The organism is Marinomonas sp. 63XJN7_9_ISO-PGPR-S23-217 (assembly GCF_056173515.1).
Window position 1 is genome coordinate 4439768 of sequence record NZ_CM149678.1, and the last position, 12186, is coordinate 4451953.

The 12186-nt window shown below is 45.1% G+C and carries 9 protein-coding genes; 6 read left to right on the plus strand and 3 right to left on the minus strand.

Annotated elements, in window-relative coordinates:
• Positions 1-136: 136 nt before the first annotated feature.
• Together AC0VYI_RS20760 and AC0VYI_RS20765 are read left to right on the plus strand one after the other, a co-directional pair.
• Entirely contained in the window at positions 137-1264 is a 1128-nt protein-coding gene (locus tag AC0VYI_RS20760; RefSeq protein WP_475445284.1) for an MBL fold metallo-hydrolase, read from the plus strand.
• Positions 1265-1698: 434 nt separating this feature from the next.
• Positions 1699-4242, plus strand: coding sequence for a plasma-membrane proton-efflux P-type ATPase (locus AC0VYI_RS20765; RefSeq protein ID WP_475445286.1), 2544 nt, complete (start codon positions 1699-1701; stop codon positions 4240-4242).
• A gap of 185 nt (positions 4243-4427) precedes the next feature.
• On the opposite strand, the gene AC0VYI_RS20770 is transcribed toward AC0VYI_RS20765, so the two are convergent.
• Positions 4428-6116 (minus strand): carboxylesterase family protein, encoded by a 1689-nt coding sequence (locus tag AC0VYI_RS20770; protein WP_475445288.1) that lies wholly within the window; start codon positions 6114-6116, stop codon positions 4428-4430.
• A gap of 223 nt (positions 6117-6339) precedes the next feature.
• Positions 6340-7971, minus strand: coding sequence for a tannase/feruloyl esterase family alpha/beta hydrolase (locus AC0VYI_RS20775; protein WP_475445289.1), 1632 nt, complete (start codon positions 7969-7971; stop codon positions 6340-6342).
• 147 nt (positions 7972-8118) lie between these two features.
• On the opposite strand from AC0VYI_RS20775, the gene AC0VYI_RS20780 reads away from it, so the two are divergent.
• A complete protein-coding gene (locus AC0VYI_RS20780; RefSeq protein ID WP_475445291.1) occupies positions 8119-8583 on the plus strand; it encodes a DUF2867 domain-containing protein in 465 nt (154 codons plus the stop codon).
• 83 nt (positions 8584-8666) lie between these two features.
• On the opposite strand, the gene AC0VYI_RS20785 is transcribed toward AC0VYI_RS20780, so the two are convergent.
• Positions 8667-10043, minus strand: coding sequence for a glycine--tRNA ligase (locus tag AC0VYI_RS20785; protein ID WP_199477515.1), 1377 nt, complete (start codon positions 10041-10043; stop codon positions 8667-8669).
• A 294-nt stretch (positions 10044-10337) separates the two neighbouring features.
• On the opposite strand from AC0VYI_RS20785, the gene AC0VYI_RS20790 reads away from it, so the two are divergent.
• The 3 genes from AC0VYI_RS20790 to AC0VYI_RS20800 all read left to right on the plus strand — a co-directional run bounded on the left by AC0VYI_RS20790 (position 10338) and on the right by AC0VYI_RS20800 (position 12160).
• The gene (locus tag AC0VYI_RS20790; RefSeq protein ID WP_199477516.1) at positions 10338-10781 is read left to right on the plus strand and encodes a DUF3429 domain-containing protein; all 444 of its coding nucleotides are present in this window, start codon (positions 10338-10340) and stop codon (positions 10779-10781) included.
• 61 nt (positions 10782-10842) lie between these two features.
• Positions 10843-11238: a thiol-disulfide oxidoreductase DCC family protein gene (locus AC0VYI_RS20795; protein WP_199477517.1), complete on the plus strand. Its 396-nt coding sequence runs from the start codon at positions 10843-10845 to the stop codon at positions 11236-11238.
• A gap of 202 nt (positions 11239-11440) precedes the next feature.
• Positions 11441-12160 carry an SDR family NAD(P)-dependent oxidoreductase gene (locus tag AC0VYI_RS20800; RefSeq protein ID WP_475445292.1) on the plus strand — a complete coding sequence of 240 codons (720 nt, stop codon included), beginning with the start codon at positions 11441-11443 and terminating at the stop codon, positions 12158-12160.
• The last annotated feature ends 26 nt before the right edge of the window (positions 12161-12186 follow it).

Sequence of the window (12186 nt, forward strand, 5' to 3'; positions counted from 1 at the left end):
TGATACGGGTAAACTCTTGCTATGAGCGAAGACAGGCTTAGAAAAGAATGGCGCATACAAAAGCAGCCCTGTATTGTAATTTATTCATTCATCCAAATATTATTAAATGTCCTTTCTTTGAAGAAACAGGGTCTTTATGTTGCTACTAAAACTGCTTTTCTCCTTACTCATACTCTTTGCTATTTTAGTGTACGTGGTCAATATAACCCTTGTTGCCAAGGTCAAACCGCAAAACGCGAACACGGCTGCTCCTTACCAGCAGGGACGTTTTCGCAATCACGCCCCATCCACGCCTCGGTCTTTGTTGGATGCCGCTCGCTTGTGGATTCGCTTTTTCACAGAGAAAAAAGTCGATACCAAACCCGATATCAAGATTCCTGTTCGGCCACTGCGCCAACAGCATTTAACCAACCTCAGTGACAGCACCATACATATCGTCAAACTCGGTCACTCATCGGTTTTGCTCAAGGTGTATGGTGAATATTGGCTATTAGACCCCGTCTTTTCTGAACGGGCTTCTCCTTTTCAATTTATTGGCCCACAGCGCTTTCATACCCCACCACTCTCTTTAGCTGAATTGCCTAAACTGGATAAAGTACTCATCTCCCATAATCATTATGATCATTTAGACAAAGCCAGTATCAAGCTGCTAGCAGGGAAAACAGAACGGTTCTTTGTGCCAATTGGTGTGGATGGGGATTTAGAAAAATGGGGCGTCCCGACCAGTAAAATCAAGACATTCGACTGGTGGCAAGAGGAACAAACCAGCCAGGGTATGGTTGCCTTTACTCCCTGTCAGCATTTTTCTGGTCGCGGTATCGGCGATAGTAACAGCACGTTATGGGGATCTTGGGTTATAAAAACCCCACAACACAGCCTTTATTTCAGCGGAGATTCAGGTTACTTTGCGGGTTTTAAACAGATTGGTGAGACCTATGGCCCATTCGATCTCACTATGATAGAAACGGGCGCCTACGACAAAGACTGGGCTACTATTCACATGAAACCAGAAGAGAGTGTTCAGGCACATATCGACCTTAAAGGAAAGGTGATGATGCCGATTCATAATGGCACCTTCGATCTGGCGTTTCACACTTGGCATGACCCTTTTGACCGTGTCGTTGCCGCCGCAAAACAACAGGATGTGGAGTTAACCACACCCGAGTTTGGGCAGATATTCTCGATTAATGACCCAGCCAAACTTCAGATGTGGTGGACTGCAACAATAAACGATAAAGGGGAAATGTCCGACAATCCCACCTAGTCTAAGTCTAACTTAGTGCCCCATGTCTCACATTGTAAGGGTCTACTCTCTGTTTTTGTATGCGGTTAAGCCGTAAGGGCCGCCGTATGCGTGCCTGTTTTTATCCTTTTTGTATGCTTACTTCTTCCCTATAAAAATTTGTAATGATTGATGTCGGTCAATTTTATTCCTTCTGATCTGAGTACTATTTTAATCGAGGATACTGATTATAGGTATTGAACGGACGCTCTTAATACCAAGTTGTTGGATTTCTTAGGTTACTAACTTTAGCGCATAAATTGTGGTAGCTATCTAATTCATCATTGTCTTAAGAAGAGACCTTTGCATGATCGTGCAAACGTCTCAAGAAATTGAATTCAGCTCGTAAGGATGGATAAGATGAAAAGTTGTGTATCGGAAAGTGGTACGAATCAAAAAGCGGGGGTGTATTTGCCATGACAGAGACACCTGCCTCCAAAGACTTCACCAAACTGCCTATAGAAGAGGTTCTTAGCGAACTGAATGTGGATCCTGATCAAGGATTGACTCAGCAGGAAGCGCAGCAACGTTTGTCTTCCTATGGTCCCAATGCGCTTCCTGAGGAAGAAACTCGTTTCTGGAAAAAAATCATCGGCTACTTTGTTGGCCCCATTGCTTTTATGATTGAAGCCGCTGCTCTGGTGTCTTTATTTTTGGGCGATTGGGCCGATTTTTTCATTATCTTTGGCCTACTGCTATTTAATGCAGGTCTTGAGTTGTATCAGGATAGTAAGGCCAGTAATGCGTTAGCAGTACTGAAAAACTCTCTAGCGCCCCAAGCCACTGTGCTGCGTGATGGTGGGTTTCAGGTAATCGATGCGGCGACTCTGGTGCCCGGAGATATTGTAAAAATCCGTATAGGAGGCATAGTACCGGCGGATTTAAGACTGGTCGGTGGGGATTACGCCTCTATTGACCAATCGGCCCTGACCGGGGAATCCTTACCCGTCAGCAAAAAAGTGGGCGACAGCGCCTATTCGGGCAGTGTGGTCAAACAAGGGGAAATGACCGCTGTGGTCATCGGCACCGGTCTCAATACCTTCTTTGGCCGCACCGCAAAATTAGTAGCAGGTGCCGGCTCAGTCAGTCAGGCGCAAACCGCCATGTTTCAGATTGGTAATTTCCTTATCGTGGTGGCGGTGATTTTAGCGCTCATTATGGTGGCGGTGCAGGTATATCATGATGTGGTGGTAACCAGCACTTGGGATGTGAAAGATGTCTTAAGTATCTTGCAATTTGTGCTGGTGCTTTTGGTAGCCTCCATTCCGGTGGCCATGCCAGCGGTATTTTCTATTACCATGGCACTTGGTGCGTTAGCACTTTCCAAAGAAAAGGCCATTGTCTCACAGCTTTCTTCCATCGACGAAATGGCAGGGGCCGATATTCTCTGTTCTGACAAAACCGGCACTTTAACAAAAAATATTCTTACCCTTGGCGATCCGATTGCGATTAATGGAGCAGCCCCTGAGGCGATTATTCTGGCTGGAGTGCTTGCTTCCCACGCAGAAGACGGGGATGCCATCGATAGTGCCGTGATGAATGCTTTACCCGATAAATCATTATTAGCGTCTTATCAGGTTGAATCCTTTACCCCGTTTGATCCGGTATCTAAACGTACCATGGCAAAAATCGTGGATTCTGAGGGGCGGCATTTTTCAGTTTCCAAAGGCGCTCCCCAGGCCATTGTGGAACTGTGCCAGGCCGCCAAAGAGATCGAAGAGACGGTCAATAAAGAAGTCTCTGCTTTAGCAGCCAAAGGTTACCGAGCTCTTGGTGTAGCTCGCTCGGATGTGAGCGGTGCCTGGACGCTACTGGGTATCCTGCCGATGTTTGATCCGCCACGGGACGACTCCAAATCCACCATAGAAAGTGTGCGAGAGAAAGGCGTTGCGGTGAAAATGATCACCGGCGACGATACCGCGATTGCAAAAGAAACCGCCCGTCAGCTGGGATTAGGAACTAATATACTGACAGCGGCGGATGTGTTTCCCCCCGATATGGACCCAGATCATGTGCCAGGCCCGATTGCTCAGCAGATCCTGGCCGCTGATGGCTTTGCCCGAGTATTTCCTGAGCATAAATACGCCATTGTGAAAACCTTCCAGAAAAATGGCCATCTGGTGGCCATGACTGGCGATGGTGTCAACGATGCCCCCGCTTTGAAACAGGCCGATTGCGGAATTGCCGTATCCGGTGCCACCGATGCGGCTCGCGGCGCAGCGGCGCTGATTCTGACAGCTCCCGGTTTGTCGGTAATACAAAATGCCATTGATGAAGCTCGGCGCATCTTTGAGCGTATTACCAGTTACACTATTTACCGGGTCGCACTGACCATGGATATTATGTTTCTGGTAGTACTGGCGACTATTTTCCTAGATTTTCGGGCGTTAACACCGATTATGATCGTCATTATGTCGTTACTCGATGATATTCCAATCATGACAGTGGCCTATGACAATAATAAAGTCTCCCCCAGTCCGATCCGTTGGCGTATGTCCAGATTGTTGACCGTATCCGCAGTGTTGGGCTTTTTCTCTGTGGTACAGTCATTTGGTTTGCTGCTGATTGGTATGGCCTTAATGCATGGGGCCCATGCCCAGTCATTGGGTTTAACCGACGAGGCTCATCTGCAATCCATGATGTTCCTGCAACTGGTCGCAGGCGGCCACTTACTCATGCTGGTAAGTCGCAAAGACGACTGGTTTATGAAACCGCCCTATCCGGCCACGCCCTTACTGGTTGCCATTATCCTAACCCAACTGGTGGCGGTATTCATGTGTGGTTTCGGCATACTGGTGCCACAAATCCCTTGGTCTTTAATTGGCCTTGTTTGGGTTTATCTACTGGTCTGGTTATTTATCATGGGTGGGGTGCGAGTCGCCATTGACCACGTGCTGGATAACCGCAGTGCTCGGCGCGCCCGATCCATTAAATATATTAATACACCTCTCAATCATTGAGTGGTGTACACCCCGAAACAGTTTGGAACGGGCTTTACAGCCTGCTCACGGTAAAAAAGCTGAAAATCATTACAATCCAGGGAGCCGTAATGGCTCCCTTTTATTAAAAACATTTCTTATCATTGCGATATGTTGAAAGCCTAAGACTTAGACGGTTTATCCCCCTTCCCTAGGCCATTAAACGATTACGACTTAGGCCATAAAGAAGGTACATGGAACCGTTTATCCAATGAGTTGCTAAACCAACGACCATTCAATACTTGATCAATCATCTCCTGCTTTGCCTGATCGGAAAGATGATGGTCCTTCGCCATAGCATCCAGTAAAACGGCTTCGTCATAGGATTTGGAAGACATCTGGATCAAGGCTTTATGTCGATTGGCATTCAGGACCAATAAGGATTGACCTTGATTGTCATGCTTAGGAGACCAAGGCAGCCAGCGTACCAAATGCTGACCATTGGGGTTCCCCGTGCGGATAAAATGGGCTAAATAGCGACGAAACTGCTTAGATAAATCCACCGCACCGGGTTGCTGGAACACCTTACCAAGTAATGCTTGACGCCATGTTCGATCCAGTAATGGCATGAACACCCCGTGAAATGCCCCCAGCAATGCCATCTGTTCATTTCGGGTGACCAAAGGATCATCTCCAAAGGCCACTTCTGTGGCGTAAATGGAGGCTTTATAATGGGCAAACATTCTCTGAGCAGACTGCTGCACATTAAATAAACTATAAAGTTTTCCGCCGTAGTGATAAACGAACTGATATTTCGTGAGCATATCAGGATCATTCACCAGAGTGCCATCATGCCATGCTTTAAAAAAATAGGGATCGGTCAAAGCAAAGATCGAAAACTCGGTTTGTCCCGATAACATAATCACTGGCACACTATTGTAATCTGTGGTTGCAAAACCTTGCTTAGGGATCACCGCCCCATCTCGATACAAATGCGGGAAATGACTCATGCGGATCCCTGCACCTTTCATTAATGGCGCTAATCTCTCAGCAGGCAACTGCTGTAGATAATCACGAACCGCTTTGCCACCATTGGCGAGCCATGCCTGGGCAGAGGCGATATTTGGTTTGATATGATCACTCACAACCAATGGCGCAAATGCCTGACGAAAGACCTGCTGACTTGGTACAACGGGTGCGGTGGTCATACCGCCGCTAAAGACAATGGCGTGCTGAAATTTCCCTTTGAATAAAGGCGAAATCAACATTGCCATCACATCACGTCCGCCCGCCGAAAATCCAGCAACGGTCACTTGGTCGGCTCGGCCACCAAAGTGTTGGATGTTTTGATGTACCCACTGCAGAGCCGCCAGTTGATCTAACAAACCAAAGTTACCTGAGGCTTGTATTGGCTGCTCTGTTTTTAATGCTTTGAGCGGATTAAACCCTAATACCCCTAATCGATAATTCACTTGTACGATGACCGCATTCAATGCTTTGGCCAATGCTTGAGGCTTAAACTCATGGGCTTCGCCCGTTTGGTTATTACCGCCGTGAATATAGACTAAAACGGGCAGCTCATGCTTAGCGTGCTCAGGGCGATAAACATCTAGATTCAAACAATCTTCTTTTCCTTCAAACTTCCCTTGCTGCCACTGGGGACAAATCGCCCCCTCTTGCGTTGCTTGAAAGGTACCTTGAATGGGTTTAGCTGGCTGAGGTAATTGCCAACGCAATGCCCCTATAGGAGCTTGTGCATAAGGAATGCCTAAAAAAGCATCTACACCTTGCTCACTTTTACCAACCACTTTAGCCGCGTCTGAGAGCGAAACGACGGGGTTTGCTAGTACCGTGCCGGCAAACATTGCCATTAATCCAATGAATAGTCCGCGCTTAAGGGCGTATTGAATGCGCATATTTTATCCTTCCATGTTTATTGTGAGACTTTTGCACGACTACTGCGCTTGCCAACACTTTGTTAAAAACAGACTCAAAATGCTCGTCTGTTTTTGCCGCGTCTTGGCGTTGCTCGTGACATCGTGCAAAGGTCTCATTGTTTCTCTTTTACCCAAAAAAGAAGTGTGCCAAATACAATCTAGCTAGACTGCATTTGGCAATGATCAAAATTTCCTCTCTATATTAATGGCAAATAAATGACGAGGCACTATCCTTATTTCCCCCTTCATAAACCGCAATCGTAGGGTATGGACACAGTGGGCGTTTTGCCTTTAACAACGTTTTAGGCACTTCTGGATTATCCGCTCTTGCTTGGCTAATCACACGGTCTGGAGACTTCCCTTTTTCCACCCAAGCAATCAAAGGAGATAACACATCAAACTGATCTAAAGATGGACCACCTTTTCCGTGTGGCATGCCAGGGACTTCATAAAAGGTCACAAAGTCACGGGCTTTGCCATTTTGGTTTTGGTTCAATTTGTTATACCAATGAATCGTATCCACAATAGAAAATACCGGATCACTATCCCCTTGGTAAATAATCATTTTTCCACCCGCTTTTTTGAAAGCAGACATGGTTGGGTCAGCGGCATCTGGCGGTGTCATAAATTCCATTGATGACTCAGGAAAGGCTTTTGTTTTGGCATAGATTTTGGGCGCATCTGTATCGAAATTAAACTTCAACAAATAATCAACCAATGCCTTTGGTGTCCCCTTCACATGAGTTGGCGGTGTCGTAAAGATTTGTGCCAATGAAGACGCTCCCATCACAGCAATGAGAGGGTTATAACCCCAGGCAGGAATCGGGCTTTCTACCTTCCAAAAGCGCCAATTGTTTGAACTCATACCAGCATCATAATACCAACGACTGTATAACGCTTTACCTTGGCTATTATGGGGACCATTATGAATCGCAACTAAAGCATTGACTTTGCTTTGACTCAAACAATCTTTTTGCCCTGCATGACAGACTAAATCTTGCAAATTAACGAGCTTTTGGCACTGTTTAGGATTAAAAATCAGACCATCTTTTAGACCATCAAGGTCATCACATTGTTTTAGAATATAGTGACTCACTAACGACATGTCTTTGGGGGTAAGAGATTGCTTGAGATCGCTGTTTACCGCGTGAAGATGCTGAATATCCCAAGCATGTTGTATCGCCGCCTTGGGCAAATTAAAACCTGGGTAACCGACCAAAATGCCATTAAAGAAATCGGGGAAGCGGGAGGCTGCTACCATGGCCATACGACCACCATTTGAGGCACCAATACCATATCGATATTTCGCCGCTTGCCCATAAAACTGGGTAATCATCTGGTTCGCAACAGGATATAAAAGCTCAACGGCTTTGTAGCCATAAAGTGACCTTGCCCGAGCATCCCATCCAAAACCGCTCCCCCCTGCTAATCCCATATCTTTAAACTCTTGCTCATCATGGCCCCCATTACTGGACACCACCGCCATTCCTCGGTTTAAGGCATATTGTTTAGGAGTAAGACTGGAGGCATGCCCTAAGGCGGGAACGACAATACCATCGTTTCCACCATTAAATTGATAAGCAAAATCATGGTGCCAGTTCTTCGGCAAACGGAGCTCAAAGCCAATGGCATAATTCCGGCCATCCATGCCCTTATAGGGGTCTAAAACCCCTTCCACTCGACAATTCTCAACCAACGCATCACCGGTTGGTGATTCCCATTGTGCAGACTTGATGGTCAGCCCTGGTGCATGAAAGGTTGATGGATCACAGGCCATCACACCCGCCTTGGCAACCATAGGTAAGGCCAAACAAAGTAACCATGCTTTATTCATTATAATATTCCTTATTAATTGTTATTGTCGGAAACAGTTAAATACTAATACTGTTTTGAATATTTTGCATACTAAAAATATTCAATGAATAAACGACGCCTCTATGGTAGAAAGATATAAGTGAAGCCATAAGGAAGGGTAATCAATATGCAGCACGTCACCTCATCAGCACTGCCATTAGAAAGTGCGCTTCATAATAGATTAAAGGCAACGGACTTTCTTGACTGCTACTCGGTTGAATCGAATCTATCGCCGCGTCATGCCGCAGACATTATTACAAATTTTCCTGGGTGGGCTCAGTGTTTGATTAGTATGAGAAACACTCTCACCGCCCCTTTTGGGCTGTTAAAAGAGGGGCCGGAAACGCTAAATAAAGTGGGATTTTTCCCAGTAGAATCTGAAAATAGCGATGAACTTATCGCTGGGTTTAACGACACACATTTAAACTTTAGAATTTCTGTTATGTCACAACATGGACGTGTCTTTTTAGCCACTTGGGTGCATCCCAATAACCTAGCGGGCCAACTCTACCTAAAAGCAATTCTTCCCTTTCATGTGCTTATTGTTTTTAATGCTTTAACCCGAATCAAAACGGCAAGTAAAACCGTATAATAATAAAAAAGCCGCGACGACTGAGCGTAACGGCTTTCGGTATTTGTCTTATAATAAAGACAATGACATTTTATTAACCGCTATTAATCTTGGTTAATAAAGTAATTTACTACATAAGCAGGCAACTCTGCCGCTGGTACAACAATTTGCTCCATAGTATCCCGGTCACGAACCGTCACTGGCGCACCTTCTTTCTCAATAGAGTCAAAGTCGACCGTTACACAGATTGGCGTTCCCACTTCATCATGGCGGCGGTAGCCTTTACCCACGTTACCTGTGTTTTCATAAAGAATACGACCCAGACCCAATTTTTGAAGCTTGTTTTTCAACTCTTTGGCAAGCGCAACGATCTCAGGCTTATTCTTCTTAAGCGGCATAATCGCCACCTTAATAGGCGCTAGATGTGGCTTGAATTTCAGTACGGTACGAGTTGAGCCATTTGGCAATTCTTCTTCTGTATAAGCTTCTGTCATCACCGCCAATAAACCACGGTCTAGACCCGCAGAAGGCTCAATACAGAAAGGCACTTCCCATTTGTTTTCTTCAAGATCACGAATTGCAAGCTTCGCCGTTGAATGCTCGTTTTTCTTCACTTTGGCAGAAAGACCGAACTCTTCTTGTGCTTTGGTGTGGGAGCCCAAATCGTAGTCGGTACGGTTTGCCACCCCTTCCAACTCTTCAAAACCATGTGGAAACTTGTACAAGATGTCCACAGTGGCTTTTGAGTAATGGGCCAGATCGTCACCGGTTACGTATTCGAACTGGATGTTTTCTTCTGATAACCCTTGATCCAACCACCATTGCTTACGCAGCTTAACCCAAGTCTCATGCCATTTTTCATCTTCACCCGGCTTACAGAAGAATTCCAATTCCATTTGTTCGAATTCACGAACACGGAAAATAAAGTTACGAGGCGTGATTTCGTTACGGAAAGATTTACCAATTTGCGCAATACCGAAAGGCAAAGTGCGAGAAGTTGAGTCCACGACGTTTTTGAAGTTCGTGAAGATACCTTGTGCCGTCTCTGGACGAAGGTAAGTGTAGGACTCTTCGTTCACCATTGGGCCAACGTTGGTTTTAAACATCAGGTTGAAGTCACGAGGCTCGGTCACATTGGTTGAACCACAGTTGTCGCAGACTTTAATGTCTTTCATATGGTCGGCACGCATACGCGATTTACACTCATGGCAATCAACCATTGGGTCAGTAAAGGTGTCTTCGTGACCAGAGTATTTGTAGACGTTTTTGTTTTGGATAATCGCCGCATCCAACCCTTCAACATCATCACGCTCGTACACCATGGCGCGCCACCAAGCCGCTTTTAGGTTGTTTTTTAATTCAATGCCTAACGGACCGTAATCGTAAGCACCTTGCATACCACCGTAGATTTCACTGCCTTGGAAAATAAATCCACGACGTTTACACAGGGAGACGAGTTCATCCATTGTTTTAGCTGGCATTTCTAAACACACCTTAAGCAAGTTGAAATTGGTTAGTTAGATACACGCTCAACAGTTCGCGTACATCTGAAGGAAAGTTAAATTCTAGCCAGACATTGTACTCTGAGCCTGAATTTCGCTCAATGGCGAATGATGATTACCACGGAACTAAAGCCGTACAAACTTCCTTAATAACCGCGAGTTATGACAAGAATATGTAATTTATTCGGAAGTTTGCGTATTTTTTTTTGTCATTTTGTTAGATAATTCTTTTTTTTTACACAAAAATTTTGTGTTTTCGGCTAAAGGTTTTTTATGCGATATTCTGCCACCCCCATGCTTCTATTAGGTCTATTTGCCCTGGCTCCTTTTGTTGTATTGACCATCATTACACTGACAGACATACACATCATGGGATACTCGGGACAGGCGCTTTTTGCGTCCTATAGCGCCATTCTGTTGAGTTTTGTAAATGGGGTACTATCTGGACAGGTACTTGAGGGCAAGCCACAAAAGTACAGCAACCGAACAATGGTACTTAACCACCTAATTATGTTGGTTGCTTGGGGAAGTCTGTTTATGAAAGTCCCTGAACTGTCTATTGGTATTTTGTTACTAGGCTTTATTACCACCTTTTGGCTGGATGGACGTTGGTTACGGCTGGTTTCTCAATCTTATAAAGCCTATTCAAAGATCCGTTTTGCACTTACTGTCGTATTGAGTGTTATGCATGTTATTGTACTCTTCCCTGTGTATTAGGTCTGTTTATTAGCCCTCCCTAGGGAAGAGCGGATCATCCTAGTCAATAGGAGACACTCTTATGTTGATCATATTTTACGACGGCCTTTGCCCACTTTGCCTTGCGGAAATGCGTGAGTTAAAAAAACTCGATGTACACCATCGACTCACACTGGAAAACATTCATCATGAGGACTTTACCCAGCGCTATCCTCACATCGACCCCATTAAGGCAGATCGCATTCTTCATGGACAGCTAGGAAATGGTAAAGTCATTCAAGGGTTAGACGTTACTTGCATGGCATGGAGACTCGTGGGGAAACATCGATGGATGCAAATATTACGTTGGCCTGTGATTCGCCTATTTGCAGATCTTGGTTATCAAGGCTTTGCAAAATATCGCCATTCAATCTCTTCTTTTATTACGGGTAAACCTCGTTGCACTTCTTGTGACAAAGGCGAATGTGATCTATTGTGACAAAAATACATCCCCTCTTAAACTTTAGTGGAACATAAAGTACACTGGATTAGGATGCATTTGTCCGCTTATAATCACCGACAGTCAATCGCACAAGGAAAGTTGCAAAGCTTAGCGACGTGTTCGAACACGGCGCTCTTGTCTATGATAAGCCACGAATGCATCCCTCTCACACCATGTCTGTTATTAAGGAAAATACGTCATGTCATTTGATGCCCTCGTGATAGGAGCCAGTAGCCGTATCGCTCAAGCCGCTATAGAACAACTGTCTCATCAGAATGATTGCCGAATGGTTTATACCGTTAGCCAGTTTCCTCCTCGCTTTTTCAGTCGAAAAATCAGACCATTATTGTGTGACTATTCCCAAAAAAGCATAGAAGAGATTTGCCAGTACCTGCTGACCAATACCAAGAACCTAAGTAAGGTTCTTATCTGTAACGGTGTACTACATAACACGCAATACACTCCGGAGAAAAAGCTGGAAGACATTCAAAGTGAGCAATTAGTAGGCTTGTATAGGAGCAATGCTATCGTTCCTATGCTTTGGTTAAGTCGGCTGATTCAGGTACTTAAAGGAGAAAAAGCCACACAGATAGCCCTGTTTAGCGCGCGGGTAGGTAGCATATCAGACAATAAAATGGGGGGCTGGTACGCTTACCGAGCTTCAAAAGCAGCACTAAATATGCTTATACAAACCAGTGCTATCGAGTACGCTAGACGTGCAAAGAATGTCAAGCTGATTGCGTTTCATCCAGGAACAACCGATACCCCTTTATCCAAGCCCTTTCAGAAATCCGTGCCAGTAGGAAAACTCTTTACACCGGAATTTGTTGCACAAAGACTATTATCCATCATGGACAACGCCAAGATGGATAATCAGGCCAGTTTTATCGACTGGGATAATAAAAAAATCGAATGGTAACAACCTTCATTTCCGCATCATTAAGA

What these genes read in the sequence shown, in the direction of transcription:
- AC0VYI_RS20800 (WP_475445292.1), top strand. Translation starts at nt 11,441, where the DNA reads ATGTCATTTGATGCCCTCGTGATAGGAGCCAGTAGCCGTATCGCTCAA.
- AC0VYI_RS20760 (WP_475445284.1), top strand. Translation starts at nt 137, where the DNA reads ATGTTGCTACTAAAACTGCTTTTCTCCTTACTCATACTCTTTGCTATT.
- AC0VYI_RS20765 (WP_475445286.1), top strand. Translation starts at nt 1,699, where the DNA reads ATGACAGAGACACCTGCCTCCAAAGACTTCACCAAACTGCCTATAGAA.
- AC0VYI_RS20790 (WP_199477516.1), top strand. Translation starts at nt 10,338, where the DNA reads ATGCGATATTCTGCCACCCCCATGCTTCTATTAGGTCTATTTGCCCTG.
- AC0VYI_RS20780 (WP_475445291.1), top strand. Translation starts at nt 8,119, where the DNA reads ATGCAGCACGTCACCTCATCAGCACTGCCATTAGAAAGTGCGCTTCAT.
- AC0VYI_RS20775 (WP_475445289.1), bottom strand. Translation starts at nt 7,971, where the DNA reads ATGAATAAAGCATGGTTACTTTGTTTGGCCTTACCTATGGTTGCCAAG.
- AC0VYI_RS20770 (WP_475445288.1), bottom strand. Translation starts at nt 6,116, where the DNA reads ATGCGCATTCAATACGCCCTTAAGCGCGGACTATTCATTGGATTAATG.
- AC0VYI_RS20795 (WP_199477517.1), top strand. Translation starts at nt 10,843, where the DNA reads ATGTTGATCATATTTTACGACGGCCTTTGCCCACTTTGCCTTGCGGAA.
- AC0VYI_RS20785 (WP_199477515.1), bottom strand. Translation starts at nt 10,043, where the DNA reads ATGCCAGCTAAAACAATGGATGAACTCGTCTCCCTGTGTAAACGTCGT.